The sequence below is a fragment of the Salinivirga sp. genome (assembly GCF_055145285.1).
Window position 1 is genome coordinate 1 of record NZ_JBSRDC010000045.1, and the last position, 20,179, is coordinate 20,179.

The 20,179-nt window shown below is 40.3% G+C and carries 12 protein-coding genes, 1 other RNA gene and 1 pseudogene; 5 read left to right on the forward strand and 9 right to left on the reverse strand.

What is annotated here, in order from left to right; all coding sequences use genetic code 11:
* Positions 1-716, reverse strand: a pseudogene (gene istB, locus ACTB0Y_RS08615) (IS21-like element helper ATPase IstB); the annotation flags it as partial.
* A gap of 86 nt (positions 717-802) precedes the next feature.
* On the reverse strand, positions 803-1,252 hold the full coding sequence (locus tag ACTB0Y_RS08620; protein WP_463206410.1) for a hypothetical protein: 450 nt from the start codon (positions 1,250-1,252) through the stop codon (positions 803-805).
* A gap of 368 nt (positions 1,253-1,620) precedes the next feature.
* Here ACTB0Y_RS08620 and ACTB0Y_RS08625 point away from each other — a divergent pair, with 368 nt between their 5' ends.
* On the forward strand, positions 1,621-6,144 hold the full coding sequence (locus ACTB0Y_RS08625) for a carboxypeptidase regulatory-like domain-containing protein (protein WP_463206411.1): 4,524 nt from the start codon (positions 1,621-1,623) through the stop codon (positions 6,142-6,144).
* 177 nt (positions 6,145-6,321) lie between these two features.
* Here ACTB0Y_RS08625 and ACTB0Y_RS08630 read toward each other — a convergent pair whose 3' ends face one another.
* The 4 genes from ACTB0Y_RS08630 to ACTB0Y_RS08645 all read right to left on the reverse strand — a co-directional run bounded on the left by ACTB0Y_RS08630 (position 6,322) and on the right by ACTB0Y_RS08645 (position 12,575).
* On the reverse strand, positions 6,322-9,462 hold the full coding sequence (locus ACTB0Y_RS08630; RefSeq protein WP_463206412.1) for a beta-phosphoglucomutase family hydrolase: 3,141 nt from the start codon (positions 9,460-9,462) through the stop codon (positions 6,322-6,324).
* A gap of 33 nt (positions 9,463-9,495) precedes the next feature.
* A complete protein-coding gene (locus ACTB0Y_RS08635; protein ID WP_463206413.1) occupies positions 9,496-10,695 on the reverse strand; it encodes a hypothetical protein in 1,200 nt (399 codons plus the stop codon).
* Positions 10,696-10,816: 121 nt separating this feature from the next.
* Positions 10,817-11,854 carry a T9SS type A sorting domain-containing protein gene (locus tag ACTB0Y_RS08640; protein WP_463206414.1) on the reverse strand — a complete coding sequence of 346 codons (1,038 nt, stop codon included), beginning with the start codon at positions 11,852-11,854 and terminating at the stop codon, positions 10,817-10,819.
* Between the two features lie 82 nt (positions 11,855-11,936).
* The gene (locus ACTB0Y_RS08645; RefSeq protein ID WP_463206415.1) at positions 11,937-12,575 is read right to left on the reverse strand and encodes a HupE/UreJ family protein; all 639 of its coding nucleotides are present in this window, start codon (positions 12,573-12,575) and stop codon (positions 11,937-11,939) included.
* A gap of 7 nt (positions 12,576-12,582) precedes the next feature.
* Between ACTB0Y_RS08645 and ACTB0Y_RS08650 the strand changes: the two genes are divergently transcribed.
* The 3 genes from ACTB0Y_RS08650 to ACTB0Y_RS08660 are packed head-to-tail and all read left to right on the forward strand — an operon-like array spanning position 12,583 to position 16,780.
* Positions 12,583-13,014 carry a DUF6702 family protein gene (locus tag ACTB0Y_RS08650; RefSeq protein ID WP_463206416.1) on the forward strand — a complete coding sequence of 144 codons (432 nt, stop codon included), beginning with the start codon at positions 12,583-12,585 and terminating at the stop codon, positions 13,012-13,014.
* On the forward strand, positions 13,004-15,580 hold the full coding sequence (locus ACTB0Y_RS08655) for a T9SS type B sorting domain-containing protein (RefSeq protein WP_463206417.1): 2,577 nt from the start codon (positions 13,004-13,006) through the stop codon (positions 15,578-15,580). Before ACTB0Y_RS08650 ends, ACTB0Y_RS08655 begins: the two co-directional genes overlap by 11 nt.
* A 9-nt stretch (positions 15,581-15,589) precedes the next feature.
* Entirely contained in the window at positions 15,590-16,780 is a 1,191-nt protein-coding gene (locus ACTB0Y_RS08660) for a tetratricopeptide repeat protein (RefSeq protein ID WP_463206418.1), read from the forward strand.
* A 144-nt stretch (positions 16,781-16,924) separates the two neighbouring features.
* On the opposite strand, the gene rnpB is transcribed toward ACTB0Y_RS08660, so the two are convergent.
* The 3 genes from rnpB to ACTB0Y_RS08675 form a co-directional block, all read right to left on the reverse strand.
* An RNA gene (gene rnpB, locus ACTB0Y_RS08665) (RNase P RNA component class A) lies at positions 16,925-17,285 on the reverse strand.
* Between the two features lie 19 nt (positions 17,286-17,304).
* The gene (locus tag ACTB0Y_RS08670; protein ID WP_463206419.1) at positions 17,305-17,709 is read right to left on the reverse strand and encodes a bacteriohemerythrin; all 405 of its coding nucleotides are present in this window, start codon (positions 17,707-17,709) and stop codon (positions 17,305-17,307) included.
* A gap of 13 nt (positions 17,710-17,722) precedes the next feature.
* Positions 17,723-18,781 (reverse strand): Smr/MutS family protein, encoded by a 1,059-nt coding sequence (locus ACTB0Y_RS08675; protein WP_463206420.1) that lies wholly within the window; start codon positions 18,779-18,781, stop codon positions 17,723-17,725.
* A 148-nt stretch (positions 18,782-18,929) separates the two neighbouring features.
* Between ACTB0Y_RS08675 and ACTB0Y_RS08680 the strand changes: the two genes are divergently transcribed.
* A complete protein-coding gene (locus tag ACTB0Y_RS08680) occupies positions 18,930-20,126 on the forward strand; it encodes an S-adenosylmethionine:tRNA ribosyltransferase-isomerase (protein ID WP_463206421.1) in 1,197 nt (398 codons plus the stop codon).
* Positions 20,127-20,179 lie beyond the last annotated feature (53 nt).

The following is a 20,179-nucleotide window of genomic DNA, read 5'->3' on the forward strand; positions in this document are numbered from 1 at the left end:
TTTCTTAACGATTCTCCTTTGAGGTCGATCCTGTGAGAAGAGTTTACCAACCGATCCAAAATAGCATCTGCTATTGTCCCTTCTCCAATAAGATCATACCATACAGAGACTGGGATTTGTGATGATATAATGGTCGATTTACGGTCAAAACGGTCATAAATAATATCCATCATTTTTTCACGTGATTTGTTGTCATATGGTTGCAGTCAAAAATCATAGAGTATGAGCAAATCACTTTTTTCAAGCTTTTTGAGTTCTTTGATATATGTTCCATCAACTTTGCATAGTGTGAGTTTTTCCATTAATCTTGATACTCCGGTATTGTGGACTTTATACCCCATCAGACAAGCCTGATGGCCTAAAGCATGTGCAAGATAGCTTTTGCCAACACCAGATGGAGCGGTAATGATTATGTTTTCTCTTTTTTGCAAAAAATCAAGCTTTGCCAGACGGTTGAACATGTTTTTGTCCAAATTTCTTCTTTCAGAAAAGCTAACATCAGCAATAGATGCTTTTTGTCTGAAATTGGCCGCTTTGATCAAACGGCTGATTTTCCTGTTCTGCCTGTCTTCCCATTCATGATCGGCCAGTAAAGCAACGTATTCATCCGGCGTAAGGTCGTTGAACTGGTTGTTTTTTACATGCTGCAAATGCGTTTCGGCCATTGCGCTTAACCGCATGTTCCTAAGCTTCTCTACTGTTTGATTGTTGTTCATTTTTCTTTCGTTTTAAATTATTTGTAATTACTTGCACCTCTTATGTTCGAGTGTTTAGGAATATGTGTTGCAAAGTTTATTTCCAACTATTTTTCTGCATTAATTCTATCCATGTTGTTTTTTAATATGTTAGATATTTTTTTGTATGAAAAGGTACCTGCTTCGATAGCTATTTTACAAGCTGTGTTCAGGCGGTCAGAACCATAGCTGCGATTCAGTTGTATGATGCCCATTGCGCGCTTGTATTGTGTTTTGGGGTATTCTCCAAAAGAGAGCACACCTTTTATACATTCGGTTACATGCTTGCCGTGTTTTGCCGCTTTGTTTACAAAATAGTCTACATTATACTCAGTGTATGCTTTTTGCTGACTGCCCAGGTGGTCTTTGACAGTGATGTAAACACCTTTTTCGTAGCTCCGTTTGTGGAATGCAATACGCTCGTGATTGTAATAAATTTCTACGGTTTTGCCCGTATAATGTATCAATTGGTGTTGTGAAATGATATAATCCTCGGTGTAGGTATTCTGCGAAGCCAATAAACCAGGTTTTGCTTTCTTGCCCTACATCATTTGTAGTCAAATTAATCAAATTGATACGAATCAGCTTTTATTGAAATGAATTCTGATAATCTAAATTTTTTAGTTATAACAAAAAATATTTGTATGCTAAAGGTTTGATTGATATGCTTTAACGGTAATAAATGTATTGATGTGGCAGAAATGAGTTGAATATATGGGTTTTATTTATTTCTTTTGTGGGCTTAAATAATATAACAAAATTATAGTATGTAAGGAATTTGATTGGATTGTCCTTTCATAATTCATTGTATGCTATGTGGTCTGATTATTATCCTGTTATTATAGAATAGAATTATATTGTTTAATTATTTAATTATTTACATTTTATGAAACGCTTAATTACCATTGTTGGTTTTGTTGTGTTTTTTTCAACATTTATCAACGCACAAAATCAGAAATTTGATGTTTTTTCTTCTCCAGATGGAAAAAAAGAAAACCTCATTAACCCTTTAAATAATAAAGGGAGGAATGAGGTATTGCAAAAAAAGTTGTTAAAGTATCAAAGGGAACTTAGTGAACTGAATATTAAAACAAATGTTCGGTCAGAATCTAACCTCTGTTTAGAAGCTGATAGTTTAGCGCTTGTGGCCATTTATAATAAGATGAATGGTACAAACTGGACAATGCAGGATAATTGGCTAAGCGATCAGCCGGTGAAAGATTGGTGGGGAATTACGGTTGAGAATAATCGTGTTACCGCTATCGACTTTTATATTGATTACAGTACTTCACAAAATGTTTCAGGTAATCTTGCTGATGAGCTATGGACGTTGACAGGTCTGGAACTCCTAAAAATGAAAGATAACACTATTACAGGAACCCTATCTGCCGACATTCAGAATCTTACCAATCTGACGCAATTGGATTTATCAAGAAATGAAATCTCTGGTAATATACCTGTTGAAACCGGAAGTTTATCTGAATTATCAATCCTTAATCTTGGTAGCAATCAGCTTACTGGTAATCTTCCTTCAGAGTTGGCAAATCTGAGCAAGTTAACGAAGTTGATACTCTGGAACAATCAATTATCAGGAGATATCCCGTTTGAACTCAGCAATTTGACCTATCTTTCTGATTTAACTATTTCTGAAAACCAGTTTACCGGCACTATTCCTCCGGAGTTAGGGAACATGCCAAACTTAACAAGATTGTTACTTAACGACAATGAATTGGAAGGTACTATTCCTGAAGAACTTGGTGATTTATTGAATTTAGAAGATTTAGCACTTAGTGGCAATAATTTAACAGGTGCCATCCCTTCATCTTTAGGAAATTTAACAAAAATAACAGGACTTCATTTGGATAGAAATCAGCTAACTGGAACCCTCCCTCCTGAATTAGGAAACCTTAATGATTTATACCACCTTTCATTACAGTATAATGAGTTGGAAGGTGCTATCCCTCCTGAAATGGGTAATTATACCAATATGGATTATTTCTTTGTTGAATATAATAATTTTACTGAGCTGCCAGATCTTACCGGCTTAACTACTATTTTTATGATTACAGTACAAGAAAATAATCTTGATTTTGGAGATTTGGAACAAGCCGGAGTCGATTGGTCAATCGACGAATTTTATTATGCTCAACAGGGTTATGCACCGCAACCAGACACCATTAAAAATGGAGATCAGCTTACACTTACAGCGAATATCGGTGGTACAGGCAATGAATATATCTGGCTGAAAAACGGTACCGCATTTGATACCACTTCAATCAATAATATTACTGTAACCAATTCATCTTCTGATTACTATTCATGTAAAATCTCAAATGCGCAATTTCCTGAATTGATCCTCGAGACGTATGAGGTGTACTCAGGTGAAACCAGCCATGGTGTGGCTATCGAAGAGTATAATGCACTTGTGGCTTTATACGATGCTACAGATGGCGACAACTGGAAGAACAAAGAGAACTGGATGACAGAGGCAAATGTGGAAGAATGGTATGGCATTACTGTCGAAGGGAGTAGAGTAAGACAAATTAGTTTGGAAGAGAATAATTTAACAGGAATATTACCTTCTGATATTCAGTTTCTTGATAAACTTGTTTATGTCAAATTCAATAAAAACAATTTAGGAGGTGAATTGCCTGCAGAATTAGGAGATTTGTCTGAATTAGAGGATTTATATCTATATCACAACGAGTTCACTGGTGCAATTCCTTCTGAGTTGGGAAATCTTAGTTCATTATATGCCCTTGGCCTTTCTGGAAATAAATTTGAAGGCGCTGTTCCGGCATCGTTAAATAATTTATCCTTTTGCTTTGCACTACTGCTTGATGATAATAACCTTGATTCTTTACCTGATCTTTCCGATATTGGAAGCAGTTACGCTGGTTTGTATTATTTCTATGCTCAAGAAAATCAATTTACTTTTGCAGATTTTGAAAACACAGGGTATCTGGCAAGTGAAATTCCTAATTTTACCTATACCCCACAAGATATTCTATCGCAACAAATCGATACGGTTGGAAGTACTGTAACTCTTACTGTCATATCAGAAAGCACTACTAATGATTATCAGTGGATGCGCAATGGAGAGATATACACGGGCGAAACTGATAGTATACTTACCTATGATGTAACTGATGAAAGTACATATTATTGCATGGTTACGAATGCGACTTATCCGGATCTTACACTTTATACAATGGCAGTTGGTGCAAACATCATCCAGGGAGTGAAAATTCAGGATTATGATGCTTTAGTGGCTTTATATAATAGCACTAATGGCGAAAGCTGGACCGATAATGAAAACTGGCTTTCAGAATCTCCTGTTTATACCTGGAATGGCGTTACAGTGAATGGGAGTCGCGTAACTGGCATTGAATTATACCAAAATAATCTAAGTGGTACATTAACTCCTGAGGTGGGCAACCTGGATAGCCTTAAAGTGCTTTATATTTATGATAATGAGTCAATAACCGGAACAATTCCTGCAGAAATAGGATCCCTGACAGCTTTAGAAAAATTGGCTTTTAGAAATGAACAATTCACTGGTGCGATTCCGGAAGAACTAGGAAATCTTGTGAATTTAAAATATTTATATTTAAGCAATAATAATTTTTCTCAATTGCCGGATTTCTCTGAACTTACCAACTTAAGTGTTTCCTATATCCATGAAAATCAATTTAATTTTACAGATCTGGATAGTGCGGGAATTGACTGGACTGTAATGGGAACGGATTATGCTTATGCACCACAACAAATGATGGAAGCACCTGAGTTTACAATCGATGGTGAAGAGGTCTTACTAAGCGTTAATGATTCATGCATAGATAATGAGTACATGTGGTATAAAGATACAAACCTTATTGCCACAACTGATACCAATAGTCTTTTAATTCCATTTGTAGATTCAACCAATTATTCCTGTACAATTACAAATGAACGCTATCCTGATTTAACCCTTAATACTGATACTGCAAGAGTTATTTTACCACGCTACGAGGTAACTTTTAGTGTCTCTGACGGTACAAATCCTATTGTCGGTGCTGAGGTTAGTTTATCCAATGGTGATGTTTTAACTACCGACCAGGATGGTAATACAGTGATTGTATTACCTGATGATGAATATGACTATACCATTACAAAAGATGGATATTTAACTCATTCCGAAACCCTTACTGTAAGCGGTGAAGCATTAACCAAAAACATTACTTTGCACGAAATTCATATCGTTACCTTTCATATAACAGTGGATTCGGATCCTGTTGAGAATGTACAGGTAGAAATAGCCGGAAATGTTTTTAGTACTGATGCAAATGGTAACCTGGATGTGGAACTGGTCGATGGTACGTATGGTTACTATGTTGAAATTGAGGGTTACCAAAGTCTGGCTGGAGAAATTGTTGTTGATGGTGCTGATGAAACAGTGGAGATTGCGCTTACTCCGCTTTATACGGTTCAGTTTAATGTAACAGATGGCAACAATCCCTTACCAGAGGTTGAAATTGCTTTTGGAGAGGATACTCTGATTACAGATTTTAGCGGAATTGCTTTGGTTGATACAGTTAATGGTACATATACCTGTGCATTTTCGAAAGATGGTTACCAGTCACAATCAAGTGAATTAACTGTTGACGGTGCAGACCTGAATATTGAATTTACAATGCAACCTCTTTACACAATAACATTCACTATTTTAGATGAAGCTTCTAATCCGATAGAAGGCGTAACTGTTACTATAGGTGATAGAAATTTGATTACAAACACCAATGGTGTGGCGCATATTGATACAATCAATGGCAATTATGATTATGTTGTTTCCATGGTTGGTTATGAACAAACACAGGGCACAATAACTGTTAATGATGCAAATACAAACCAAAATATTACCCTGCAGGAAGCTGCTGTCACTTACGCTGTTACTTTTACAATAAATGACGGTACCAATCCGCTGGGCAATGCAAGTGTTACTATGTCTGGATATGGTGAAACCTTAACAAATGATTCAGGTATTGCTGAATTTACTGATGTGAGTAGTGGAACTTATAGCTATTCTGTTTCACTTGAGGGTTATAATGATGCCGATGGGAATATTTCGGTAGTTGATCAGAATGTAAATGAAACCATTACCCTGATAGACACCACAACAGGTATTGAGCAAATGGAAGTTAGTAAGCTTAGCGTTTATCCTAATCCTGCATCGGGATGGGTAATAGTTAAGAGTGAAGTTTATATTGAAACAATTCAATTAATGAGCGTGGTAGGAGAGGTTGTTCTTAGTAAAAAAGTAGCGGCCCATGAATCTGAATTAAATATAGATAACCTGAATGCAGGTGTATATTTAATGCGGGTAAACTCTGATAATGATCAAGCCGAGATCATTAGAATTGTAATCAAATAGAAACAGAAAAAGTAGATTCACGGGTAAGGAATACTTTGGACTTCAAAGTAATTGACTTATTACAAGTTTTAAATGTCCGCGAGAATTTTCTTGCGGACATTTTTTTCTTTTTTATACTTTTAAAAGTATATAAACCCCAGGCTGGGTGCCTGGGGTTTATATTTGTTTTTACTGTAGTTAGTACTTCACCTTGAGTTCCTTCCGGTTTTCCATGCTGTGGGTTTTGCCTGCAATCTTAAACTGGAAACCCTGCGCCACCGTTTCCACGGGTTTAATCACAACTTCATTCTGGGTGATGGTGTAACTAAATGTTGATCCTTTATATTGCAAGTTAAACGACAAGTGCTCCCAATGCTCGGGCAGGTTAGGGGCAATTTCAATGGTTTCATTCATTTTTAAACCGGCAAAGTTCTTAATCATAATGTCGAGTGAACCGGCCATCACGCCCGCATGAATACCTTCGCGGGTGGTGCCGCCCTGCGTATCGTAAATGTCACTCTCCATGGCATTGGTAAACCATTTCCAGAGCACTTTTTTGTCTACGTTAAGATATTTGAGTACGTAGCTGTGTACCACGTAACTCAGCGTGGAGCCGTGACTGGTGCGTTGTATGTAATAGTCAAAATTTTTACGGAGTATCTCCACCGGGTCATCGCATTCGTAGCCCAATCTTTGCAGTGTTTCTTTCACTTGCTGTGGCTGTAATAAAAAGCAAATCATGAGCACGTCGGCCTGCTTGGATACTTTATAGTTATCGGGCGAATCGTTTTCTGATTTCAGAATGCGGTCCATACGGCGAATGTTGCCGTACTTTTCTTTGTAATGTGCCCAGTCAAGCTCTTTCAGGTCAAAATATCCGGCATATTGCTCTATGATGCCATCATCGCTTATGGGAACGTGGAGCTTGGAAGCAATATTTTTCCATCGTTCAACTTCTTCATCGGTTGGGTTGATGCGCTTTATGAGTGTTTCGGGTATTTCGTCGAGTAGTTCTACGGCGCGGTTCAATAGCCAGCTCACCAACACGTTGGTGTATGCGTTATCGTTTATGCCGCCTTCTTCGTCGGGTTTACCCGGATATTTTTCATGAAACTCATCGGGCCCCATCACACCATTAATGTGGTAGCGGTCGTCATCTTCGTTGTATTCAGCTATGCTGGCCCAGAATCGGCAAATAGAATAGTAGAGGTCGCTGCCATAGTTTTCGAAAAAGGCATCATCTTCGGTGTATTTCATGTATTCCAGCACATTGTATGCAATGGCAATGGATACATGTCGTTGCCTGCGGCTAAGGTCTGGTCCCCAGTCGCCAGAAACGGGGTTGAAGTGTATAACCTGTGTTTCTTCTTTGCCGTCATCCGCGGTTTGCCAGGGGAACATGGCACCGCTGTATCCATGTTCATGTGCATAGGCCCGGGCATCGTCTAACCGGCGGTAGCGGTATTTGATAAAAGCTTTTACTATTTCAGGGTAGTGTTTAACGTAGAAGGGTAAAATATAAATTTCGTCCCAGAAGATGTGTCCGCGATAAGCTTCGCCATGCAGCCCGCGTGCGGGTATGCCTGCGTCGAAGTTCTGGTTATGGGGAGAGCCTGTAACCAATAGATGGTATGTGTGCAGCCGGGCTACTTTCTGGGTGAAACGGTCGCCTTCGATTTCAATGCCGGTCTTTTCCCACATGCCGTGCCAATAGTCGCGGTGTGAGGTGAACAGGGTTTCAAAGTCGGCCGCATTCAAGGCATTCATGAGCGACGATTGTTTGGGATCAACCACATCCATATCGCGCGAAGTGAAGATGGCTGCAGTTTTTTCCAGCTTATAAGTTTTGCCTTTTTGGGCTTTGAATTTGATGTTTTCGTAGATCTCTTCGTCTTTTTCTACCACCTCACTTGTGTGCAACTGGTATTGTTTTTCTTCTTCGAAAAGCTGATTCCTGATGGTCGTATGTATGTCTGCTTTTGAGGAGTTGGTACGGGCATGTAGATAGATGGTGCTGTTTTCGGCTTTTTTCTCCACCACCTCGAGATGCTTGGAGTTCAATTGCCGGTAACGGGGTACTCCGTAGTTAATAATGGAGCCGTCGATACCGCTTATTATCGTAATGTTTTCGTTATAATTCAGTGGTGTAATTTCGTATTTAATGTGTCCGTGGTGGGGCAATTGTATGTTGGCAAAACGCTCGACATTAATTTCTGTTTCCCGTCCATTTTTGTCGCGCAACACCATATACCGTGTCATGATGGCATCGCGCATATTAAGGCGGTGCTCATATTCCAGTATTTCGCAATTTTCCAGTTTAAGCGGTTTTTCCTTATCACCTATTTTAATCTCAATGAGCAGCCAGTTGGGTATGTTGACAAAATCGTTGTTGTAAATGGTTTTGTCGTGTACTTTAGAAGGGATTTTATTAAAAACACCTGCCACGTAAGTCCCCGGATAGTGGGTATCATCATCTGCACGCTGGCTTTCAAAGGTTCCGCGCGAACCAAAATAACCGTTTCCTGTAGTTGTAAGTACTTCGCGTAGCAATTCTTCTTCCGGGTTGAACCCGTGATAAGTCAGGTGCCAGTTGTCTTCGTATACATCATTTTTAAACCACTGCAATATATTGGCAAAGGTAATTTCTTCCATATCGTTTACAACAATATCGGCACCATTGGCCAGAAGAGATTGCTTGTCGCCTGTACGGGTTATACCCAAAACAAGGCCAAAGTTACCATTGCGTCCGGCCTGTACGCCAGAAATGGCATCTTCCACCACCACGCACTCTTTGGGATGCAATCCCATATCGCTGGCAGCCTTCTCAAAAATATCGGCCTCGGGTTTTCCTTTTAGCTGTAGTTTTTGCGAAACTTCACCATCAACAATCGTTTCGAAACGGTTGGCCAGGTTCACACTTTCCAGTATAAAACGGCAATTTTTGCTGGAAGAGGCCACGCCAATATGAATATTATTTTTTTGTAGTTCATTGATAAACGCCAGCGTAGAGTCGTATAAATCCACATCTTCTTCTTTTATGACCTCACGAAAGGCTATATTTTTACTGTTGCCTATACCACAATAGGTCATTTTGCCGGCCTTGTCAGTTGGGTCTCCAAAGGGCAATTTAAATCCCCTTGATTCCACAAAAGATTGCACACCTTTGTATCGGGGTTTGCCATCGACATAAGGTACATAATCATCTTCATAAGTAAATGTGGTATCTGCTTCCTGGTTTTTCAGAAAATCTTCAAACGTGCGTTTCCATGCCCTGAAATGCACACTGGCCGTTTGGGTTATTACGCCATCTAAATCAAATATTACTCCTTTGACTTGCATATAGGTGTATTTTAAGTTGTTGTTTATCAGTTTTTATTTTCTCGCTATTTCATTGAAAATGCTTACCAGTATGTCTGGTGCTGTAACAAACAGACATTGTTGTTTTGGGACTGATTCAAGTACTTCGTCCATCAGGTTTTTGTCTTCCGTAACAAAAATAACAGCTGTGTCTTTGGATTGTTCTGCCACTTTTTTCACCATGGCCACATCAGAATGCGTGTCGCCACAAACGAGGTTTTCGCCATGTTCAATTTTAAGATTCAACGATTCATTTAAATACATCACGCCGTCACCTTTGTCAAAATCTTTAGACTGGCCTGTATCGCTGTCTACAGTTAGAATTATTTCAATGTCTTTACCGGTATCTTCTACCCGGAAGTGTTTTTTTTCGGGGTCAATTTTATTCATCACTGCAATAACGGTTTTTAGAAATTCCATAGATTCTTTTTCCGGCACCGATTGGCTTACATCCTGCCGTGCTATGGTTGTTTGCCCGAATTTGTGCTGTATGCCCGAGCCTATGAGACCGAATTTTTCATAATCCGGGTTTTGTAATAATTCATCAATTTTTCGATTGAGTTCATTCAGCCGGGCTTGTTTTTCTTCTTTTATCTCCAGTTGATGGCGTTTTCCTTCCACCATAAATTCACGGCCTTTCGATGCAGCATAAATAAAATCTTTATCCGGGGTGGTGCTTACATCTACCAGACCGGGATCTTGCAGTGGGGCAGAAGTGAGTACAATAGTATTCTGTGCGGCGCTGCGGGCAAAACGGGTGAGAAATACGGCATTGTAGAGCGACTGGATAGACGAGCGGTAACGGCCGCAATAATTATTGATGGTGCCGTCGCGGTCGGTGATTAGGTTGCTGATGGTTTTATTGCTCAAAAATTCAATCCCCTGGCTCACCTGCTCAGCAAAATGCGGATGTATGCTTTGTAAGTGCTTGTTAAAGGCGTCTTCTCCTTTTTCAAGAAACAGTATGTCTCTTTTTAGCTCATCTATTTCATAGCTTAGGTCGACTTTTATGGTCTTTTTCGTATCAATTTTCAGTATAAAACTATTGTTTTCGCGGGGAATATGCTCCAGTGACGCAAGATGTGTCTTGAGTTGCTCAATATCATGGATGTCCGAAATGGCATTGGTCTCAAGGTATTGGGCCACTAATTTTTTCCTGGTTTTTTTTGTGGCCGACATTACGGAATAAAAACTTTGTAAAGTGTCAATTATCATCTGTTTGTTTTTTTAGACGTCAATTCATTTGTGCAACAATATTAGACCTAAATGGGTCTACATAGGTAATGTAGTGAAATCTGGTTACTTATTCAAATAAATTAAACTCCCGGCGCTGTTTCTATTGAACAATAATTTTTTTTGCCTCAGGCATATTTTTGCTTTTCAGGATGTAAATACCGGATGGCAAATCGGGTAACTTGATTTTGCTATCGGGTGTGCTGCTTTTTAAAACAAGCCGGCCATTCATATCAAACAGGCTCACACCGGAGACAGCCCTGTTGAAATGGAGTGTATTCCCCGATTGCACCGGGTTAGGATACATTGCGATATTTTGTTGTACAGGGTACGTAATATTTTGCGCATTTTCATCAATCATGCGCATCCCCTGTATTTCGTTGTCCCAGTTCATTTGTATTTCTACTACAGGAACACCATATTCGGGCGTATAAAACTGTAGTCCTTTAGTAGAATCTACAGCCACATCATCCTCCATGAGATACCAACCGCCAATGGAAGGTTTGCCGTATAAATCGACTTCAAATATGGTGGCGTTCGAGACTTTAAATGCCGAATAGGCGTATTGCCAGGTTTCAACGGTACCTGTATCTTCAACCATCCGTGATGCTGTAATTCGTATATCAAACCTTACGGAATCGTGAAAAGGTATGGAAAGATTAAAATCTTCGGGTGTGCCTTCAATTTCATGATTAATGGTTTCTGAACCACCTGCTCCAATTGTTAAGGGAAAGGTTAGATATTCCGGTGCAGGATCCAGCAATACAGGGAATAATTCTCCCTCCATGTCGATTAACATTCCAAGTAAATAAAGAACATTAGCTTCCAGGTTGAGACAAGTGTAGCTGTTGTCCTGGTTTTTCATTACCATAGTGGTTTCGGGTAATGTATCCAGTTCGGGGAAGCCATCTTTGCTCAATATCTCAATTGTTCCGTTCACATTGGGTTGAAGCGAGGTGAAATTCCATAACTGTGGGTCTACACTGTCTGCCGGAATCCATTCGGCCGTATCTAATTGTAATTCGGCGGTGGCATAAACATCGCCAATAGTACCCAAATGGTCTGTGGTATAGGATAATTCCTGTGAAAACCCTGGAAATGAAAGGTATATCGTAAAAAGCGTTAATATGAATATCTTCATAGTTCAGATTTTGAGGGTTAGGGTATTCAAAACTAATAAAAATAGACCATTTTACGGTTAAACAATCGTTAAAGTCTGGTTTTTAAATGCGGTCAATAATCATGATCAGGGAGGTACCTATACCCATCCCCGAAAGTAAAAACACCCAGTCGCGAAACTTGACAGAAGTACACCGTAATATCATGTAGCTAATTAGCAATATTGTAATTACAATGAGAATTTGTCCGCCTTCTACTCCGGTATTGAAACCAAACAGGGGCATAACAAGACTATGTTCCTTGCTGAGGAGCATGCTGAGGTAGTTCGAAAATCCAAGACCGTGAATTAAACCGAAAAAAAGTGCTAACCCGTATTTTACCGCCATAAGTTTGCGTTGTGTGGGATAGATAATGTTGATGATGGCTGATATCAGAATGGTTACCGGTATAAGCACCTCAATAAGTTTCGCGTTGATATGCATATAATCCAAAGTGGCCAGCACCAGCGTGAGCGAATGTCCAATGGTAAATGCTGTCACCAGTATCAAAAGGGGTTTCCACTCTTTAACTTTGTATACAGCGCATAGGGTGATTAGAAAAATTATGTGGTCGTAGCCTTTGAGGTTGACGATGTGTTCCAGACCCAGAATAAAATAAGTATCAAACATTTTGTAATTAAAGCCTTTGTTTTCGGGTTGCAAGATAGTAAATTTACGCATGTTTAATATCGTAAGTTTAATCATATCGTTGATGTTGTATCACCCACTGCATTTGGGTGTAGTTCATTTCGATGTGGATGAATCCGGACAGGCAGGTATAGAGGTAAAAGTATTTACCGATGATCTGGAGAATGCCATTTTGCACACCCAAAACCGCGATTTTAAGATGAGCTATGCTGATAAAACGGTTATTAGCGAAGCAAATCAATACATCGAAAACCATTTTAATATTAAGCAAATGAACAAAACCGTGGGGTTGGAGTTTCAAAAGGTTTTTCAGGAGCGTGATGTAACCGGTTTTAAATATACAGCAACAATTGAAAAAAATGTACCGTTTGAAGTATGTTGCCATATTTTTTATGAGTTGTTCAACGACCAGACCAATTTATTAATTGTTAATATTGTAAATGATGAGGAGGGCTACCGGCTGTCGTCCCGAAAAACATGTGCCCATGTGGAATAAAAGGTTTATAATGACCATTTTACTCGCCTGGTTTTTAATAGCCGGCGCCTGGGCTACACATAACCGGGCGGGAGAAATTACCTATGTGCAGCTTGATGAGTTTACCTATGAAATTACCATAACCACCTTTACCAATACACAACCCACAACCTCCGGCTGGCCCCCGGTAGATCGGCCTGTGCTCGAAATAGCCTTCGGCGACAATACCACTGCCATGGTAGAGCGTGTGGAAATGATCGATTTGCCTGACTATTACCGCAAAAACACCTACGTTACTACCCACACTTTTCCCGGTCCGGGTACTTACGAACTGGTAGTGGAAGACCCCAACCGCAACGAAGGTGTTTCGAACATTCCCAACTCTGTTACGGTGGTGTTTTCCATTAAAACCATCATGCAAATTAACCCGGCACTGGGCCCCAATAGTACACCACAGTTGTTGAGTCCGCCTGTCGACAAAGCGGCCCTGAACCGTTTGTTTATACACAACCCGGCAGCCTGGGATCCTGACGGCGATAGCCTGGCATATAAACTTACTCCATGCACCGGTGAGAACGGTCAACCCATAGAGGGGTTTACCTTTCCTGATGATATTACCATGAATGAAACTACCGGCGATTTGGTTTGGGATAAACCTACAGAACTGGGGGTTTTTAATGTGGCCATTCTCATTGAAGAGTGGCGCGAGGGCGTTAAAATAGGGCAAATAACCCGCGATTTACAAATTGAGGTGTACGAAACGGATAATATGCCGCCTGAGGTGCTTTCTGAACAACAAATATGCGTAGAAGCCGGCGATTCAGTGAATATAGAGATTATGGGCTATGATCCCGATGGCGATGAATTGGTGCTGACTCCGCTGGGTGGCGCTTTTGAAGTGGCCAATCCGGCAATTTTTACTATCTCCGGAACAGCAGCCGATACTACGTATGGTGCAATTCGCTGGGGTACAGATTGTAGTCATATTCGCCGTCAACCTTATTTACTTGTGATAAAAGCCGAAGATCAGGATGAAGATATTCCTTTGGCCGACTTACATCACATTCAAATTTGGGTCAACGGACCACCTACCCAATTTACAGCCATTACCCCTACGAATAACAGTATTGAGCTAAGCTGGTTTAATCCTTCGTGTGCTACCAACGGCTACGACCTGTATCGCAAAACGCAAAGTTATCAGTGGACATTTGATCCATGTATTACAGGTATACCCGTCGGTAGCGGTTATGAGAAAATTGGTAGCGTGGAAGCCGGCACAACAAGTTTTACAGACAATGCAGGCGGAGCGGGGTTACCACAGGGATTTCAATATTGTTACAGGGTTGTACCGCGATATGACGATGCTGTTGGATATTCATCTGCCGAAGTTTGCGAAACACTAATTAGAGGCGTACCTGTAATTACCAACGTAAGTGTGGAAAGAACCGACAGCCTCAATGGTAAAATATATTTAGCCTGGAGTAAACCCACTGAAATTGACACGCTGGAGCATCCGGGACCATATAATTACAAGGTTTTCCGGTCACCAGACCTTTGGGGAAGCAATTTCGAGCCTACACCAATAGCTACATTAAGCGGTTTAAATGATACGCTCTTGGTTGATAGCGGGATGAATACAGCTGCAAATGCATACAGCTATAAGGTAGAGTTACACAATAATAATGGTCTGGTTTCGCAACCTATGGTGGCAAGTACATTGTGGCTGCAGGCCAATGGCGCCGACAACCGGGTAGCGCTCACTGTTGAGAAAAACGTACCGTGGATTAACCAAAGTTATGCTTTTTACCGAGTCGACGGGCCGGATGAAACCCTGCTGGCGGAAGTTGACTCACTCAGTTATACGCATCAGGATTTGCCCAACAACGAATCTTTTTATTACAGGGTGAAATCCACAGGCAGCTATACCGAAAGTGGTTTTGTGTATCCCATTGTCAATTTTTCTCAAATAGCTGAAGGTGTACCGATTGATACTGTGCCACCAAATGCCCCGGCAATAAGTGTGGTGGCCAACTGTGATGCTTTTTATAATGAAATAAACTGGCAAAGCACCGATGCAGAAGTGGTAGATGTGGAACTTTATTATGCATCGCGTACAGATAAACCCTTGTCAATGTTGCAGAAATTTCTTTATCCCGATACAACGATGTATCGCCATACACCCGAATTATCTGTAAGTGGCTGCTATGCAGCTAAAGCCATAGATTCGGCCGGGAATAAAAGCAATTTCTCCACAAAAATTTGCATCGATTCATGTGATTATTATGAATTACCCAATGTCATCACCACAAATAACGATGGTATAAATGATGTGTTCAGGCCCAAAGCATCAGACGATATTGTTCTGAAAACCATTGCCGAAGCGGAGGTGCAGATTTTTAACCGTTGGGGAAATTTGGTTTATGAAACCACCGATCCGCTCATTTTGTGGTACGGTCGCGATAAGCATACAGGTAAACTCGTACCCAATGGGGTTTATTATTATATCTGCAATTTAAAAGAAAAACGTATTTCAGGCCTCGAGGAGCGCTACAAAGTTGGGTTTGTGCATGTTTATCATACCAAATAGAAAAAGTAAATGAGAATAACCGCATTATTGATTATTGTTTTTGTCAGCCAGCTGGCCACGGCCCGGGTTGATACGCTTTTATTGAGAGCGCAGGGGCTATACAACGAGGGAAATTATGAAGCTGCCCGGGAATTATTCCTACAAACAGAGAATGACGATGATTGGGTGATGAAACGAAAATTAGAATTGGCCTGGTATACGACACGGTTTGATGAGATGTATCAATTGTCCAAACAATTGGACAGTTATCGCAACGAGGGTATTAGACTGCACTACCTCTTACGTTATTATGCTGTAAAAAAGGATTATGATAAAGCATTTGAAATATTGACTGAATTACTTGAAAGTCGGCATAAGCCACCACGGGCAGCCATAAGAACCGACACTGCTTTCGACAGGTTAAAGAAAATGCCCCAATGGGACAGCATCTGGAAAAGAGACCATTATAAAAGCTATGATATAAAAGTAGCCATGGCCAAAAGAGAGCTGGAGGTGCAAAACTATGATCTTGCACTTACCCTGCTCGATGAATTGATTGATGACCGTTCGTACCGTGAAATGCCCTGGTTTTATCGCAGCAGGCTGCTTTTTGAGCAAGGTTTCACAAAGTCTGCCCTAGATGATATCGACCGCGCCATCGAAGAGGAGGATGATGAGGCAGCATTTTATGCACTACGGGCAAAAATTTTGCATAAACTTGGGCGCGAAAGAAAAGCATTGAAAAGCATAATCCGGGCAGTGGAAATTGATCCTTACCAGCCTGACTATTATCTCACTGCCATTGAAGTTTCAGGAACGCTTGAGAAATTTCAGCAAGGGCAAGCATTTGCCGAAAGGTATTTAACGGCCTATCCTGAAAAGTCTGAGGCACTCTATCATTACGCCTTTATGGTATACCAAAATGGAAGTTGCATGAAGGCGTTGCCCTACATCAACCGGGCTATTGCAAAAGCCAGTTACAACCCGGAGCTTTACTACCTGAGGGCTCAGATTTATCTAAGTTGTAAAGTTTATGCACAGGCGGAAAAAGATTATGCCATGTGCATGGATTTTTGGCCACAAAAAGCCGATTTGTATTACGGTAGAGGCATTTGTAGATATCACACGGGTAACAGACAGGGGAGTTGCCGCGATTTACAAAAAGCGCTGGATTTGGGAGCCCTTGAAGCGGATAAAAAGATCGGGGAGTGGTGCCGGTGACGGATTTTAAATATATAGTGAGGGCCTCGCTTCGAGCGAGACCCTCACTGGTTACCTTTTGTGTAGTCTGTATACCTCCAGGATTTTGGGAGGTGGGAACTCGGAGTGACGTTTTCAAACCTTTTTAGACAGCCTCTTTAATAAGTTAACAGCAAGCCTGTAAGCCGGGTTCTGTCATCCTGCATGGCAGGAGATTCTATCATTTATCTGGGATTGCCATCACTGGCAACCTCTAGCAACCTACCCTCCAACATTGGGCGGGCAACCCTCAAGCGTTGGTTTACATGGTTTTACAGCCTGCGGAGTACACAGCAGCTGTAGTTGCCTACAGCCCTGGTGAGCTCTTACCTCACCTTCTCACCCTTACCCCGACGAATCGGGGCGGTTATTTTCTTCTGCACTTTCATCCCCTCACGGAGATCTTCCGGTTAAGAAGCACAGCGCCCTTTGCTGCCCGGACTTTCCTCACTTTGCCTAAGCAAAGCGCGATAGAACGGCTTGCTGTAATGTTTTTAAAATATTGCTTACATGTCTTTGTCCTTAAAAAAAGCAGTGTATTGCTTATCTGCGCTCATAATATGGTTGGTAAGCCAATTGTTTAAAAAACGGTACGTGTCGGTCGTTATTTGCCGTTTATCTGCTTTGTATTCGTTAATTAATTCATCAAGTTGGTCAATTAAAGCTTCATGCTGCTTTTTATGTTCCTCAAATTTTGGATAGCCGTGAAGTTGCATTTTCTCCTCTTCAGCTTCGAAATGGTACTGCGTGTATGATTTTAGCTCAACAAGTATGGTGCCTACTATTTGTTTTCCCTGTCCGTCGAGCATACTTTGATGTAACTTTCTTAAAAGTGCCAATAATTTTTGATGATGTGCATCAAATTCTTCAATGTGCACGCTGTACCTTGGTTCCCATTCAAAAACTGCCATATGCCAAAAGTTTTTAGTTGTTTAATACTACGAGTGTTGCGCCAAAGCCATATTCTTTATAAGAAGCATCATGAAATGCATACTTAGAATATTGTTGTGTGAGTGTTTTGCGCAGCTCATTTTTTAATGTGCCATTGCCAATGCCATGTATAAAAACTATTCGTTTTATATGGTCTTTAATGGCCTGTTCTATTTCGGACTTAAATTTATCCATTTGTATGGAAAGAATTTCACCGTTAGTTAACCCCGTAGTATTGTCAACAAGCTCGTTAATGTGTAAATCAATTTCCCGTTTCTCTTCCGGTTCAACTTTTTTTACTGTTTTTCTGGGTCGGGTGTCTGCTTTCTTTTTTGTTTGCAGCATCTTTTCCAACTCTTTCAGTTTTTCCTTTTCTTCGTTCTCAATTTTGTGCGGCGGAACATCTGGTTTTTCAATAGCCACAAGATCAAAAATTAATGATTTTTCATGGAAAAACTCATTTTCCTTAAATGTTTGCTCTTTGTACAGCTTTATAGGACTGATTACAATTTTCTTCTCAATGGGAGATACGGGTTTGTAATTTCCTTCGCTGTAAAAAATTAGCTGGAAAATGTAATCAGATGATTTGCCTATTTCATGTCTCAGCAATGTAAAGAGCGCTATTTTGGTGTTGGGTTCCACTATGCCGGCATCAATTCCCCTGGATTGGTCTTTTCCAGCTTCTACCAAATTATAGAAAATTATGTAATTGCTATCGTTAATTAAGTAAGTATCGAGGTCGGCATCGGTAGCATCGCGCCCGGGTTGTGGAACCATGGCAAAGAATGCTTTAGCTGCTTCGTTGCCTTCAATGGTGGATACTTCCGGGTAAAAATCAAAGGTATCTGCCACCTGCTCTGCTGCAGCTGTATCATTATTGTCTGTTTCCGGTGGTTCGTATTGACTAATTAAAATGAGTTCATCTTGTTCCGCAGGTACTTCAAAACCTGTTTCGTCCAAAACAAAAATAGTTCCGTCGGCAGTTGTTTTTGTTACAAGCCCGTCGCCTACGGCATTCAAAAACCGCACTTTATCTCCTTTTTTAAATTTCATTTTTTCCTTTTTTGTTTTATTTTACTGTTCCTTAATAAAAACAAACAAGATTCCGCTTGTTCCCACAGGGTATAATTATCTTCGTTTGCTTATCTTTGTGGCTTAAATTTTACACAAAAGTAAGGATTTTGTTTAGAATAGTGATCACATGAAAGATATCGACATTAATAAATACAATTATAATCTACCGCAAGAAAGAATTGCCAAATATCCCCTGGAAAAACGGGATGCCTCGAAGCTATTGGTGTACAATAAAGGTGCCATTGAGGACCACGTATTTAGTGAACTTCCTGAACTTCTACCGGAGCAAACAAGTGTGTATTTTAATAATACAAAAGTTTTATATGCACGCCTCCCTTTTCAAAAAATTACAGGAGCACAAATCGAAATTTTTTGCCTTGAGCCGCATAAGCCAGCAGATTATGCCTTGAATCTTACTACACGCAATAGCTGTCAATGGAAATGCCTTGTGGGAAATTTGAAAAAATGGAAGTCCGGACCATTGAAACTAATAGGCCATGAAGAAATTGGACTCGAAGCCCACCTGGTTACCAAAACAACCGAGCATGTTGTGGTAGCTTTTACATGGACAGCGGATTATAGTTTTGCACATATTTTGGAAATAGCCGGCAATGTTCCTATCCCTCCATATTTGAATAGAGCTGCCGAAGAACAAGATAAATATACTTATCAAACTACATACAGTAAAATCGATGGTTCAGTTGCTGCACCCACGGCAGGATTGCATTTTACGCCGGCTGTGTTTCAAAAGCTTGCTCAACAGAATATTCCCATACATGAACTTACCCTTCACGTGAGTGCCGGTACTTTTAGACCGGTAGATCATGATAATGTGAGACGTCACGAGATGCACGAAGAATATATTCATGTTGACCGGGAAACAATAGAATCTTTATACAATAACAAGCAATCGGTGTTGGCGGTAGGCACCACTACTGTCCGTACATTAGAAAGCCTTTACTGGATAGGAGTGCAAATTAATCATCATTTTCCTGAATCGGAGCAATTTTTCGATGTGGAACAATGGGAGCCCTATGAAAGAATCGCAGAAATAACAATTGATGAGGCATTGGAAGCTATTCTAAAATACATGACCCGGTTGAAGTTGGATTATATTACAGGAAATACCCGAATAATTATTGTACCCGGCTATAAGCACCACGTGGTAGACCTGCTGCTCACCAATTTTCATCAGCCACGGAGTACGTTGTTGCTTTTATTAGCATCGTTTGTAGGAGACAACTGGCAAAAAATGTATGATCATGCACTGGAAAACAATTACCGCTTTTTGAGTTATGGAGACAGCTGTTTAATTAAGTTGTAGTATGACAATTGTTAAAATCATTAATAATAAATAGTAGCAATTATTTGATTGAT

What these genes read in the sequence shown, in the direction of transcription:
- ACTB0Y_RS08660 (WP_463206418.1), top strand. Translation starts at nt 15,590, where the DNA reads ATGAGAATAACCGCATTATTGATTATTGTTTTTGTCAGCCAGCTGGCC.
- ACTB0Y_RS08645 (WP_463206415.1), bottom strand. Translation starts at nt 12,575, where the DNA reads ATGATTAAACTTACGATATTAAACATGCGTAAATTTACTATCTTGCAA.
- ACTB0Y_RS08640 (WP_463206414.1), bottom strand. Translation starts at nt 11,854, where the DNA reads ATGAAGATATTCATATTAACGCTTTTTACGATATACCTTTCATTTCCA.
- ACTB0Y_RS08675 (WP_463206420.1), bottom strand. Translation starts at nt 18,781, where the DNA reads ATGAAATTTAAAAAAGGAGATAAAGTGCGGTTTTTGAATGCCGTAGGC.
- ACTB0Y_RS08630 (WP_463206412.1), bottom strand. Translation starts at nt 9,462, where the DNA reads ATGCAAGTCAAAGGAGTAATATTTGATTTAGATGGCGTAATAACCCAA.
- ACTB0Y_RS08650 (WP_463206416.1), top strand. Translation starts at nt 12,583, where the DNA reads ATGTTGTATCACCCACTGCATTTGGGTGTAGTTCATTTCGATGTGGAT.
- ACTB0Y_RS08635 (WP_463206413.1), bottom strand. Translation starts at nt 10,695, where the DNA reads ATGATAATTGACACTTTACAAAGTTTTTATTCCGTAATGTCGGCCACA.
- ACTB0Y_RS08655 (WP_463206417.1), top strand. Translation starts at nt 13,004, where the DNA reads ATGTGGAATAAAAGGTTTATAATGACCATTTTACTCGCCTGGTTTTTA.
- ACTB0Y_RS08680 (WP_463206421.1), top strand. Translation starts at nt 18,930, where the DNA reads ATGAAAGATATCGACATTAATAAATACAATTATAATCTACCGCAAGAA.
- ACTB0Y_RS08670 (WP_463206419.1), bottom strand. Translation starts at nt 17,709, where the DNA reads ATGGCAGTTTTTGAATGGGAACCAAGGTACAGCGTGCACATTGAAGAA.
- ACTB0Y_RS08625 (WP_463206411.1), top strand. Translation starts at nt 1,621, where the DNA reads ATGAAACGCTTAATTACCATTGTTGGTTTTGTTGTGTTTTTTTCAACA.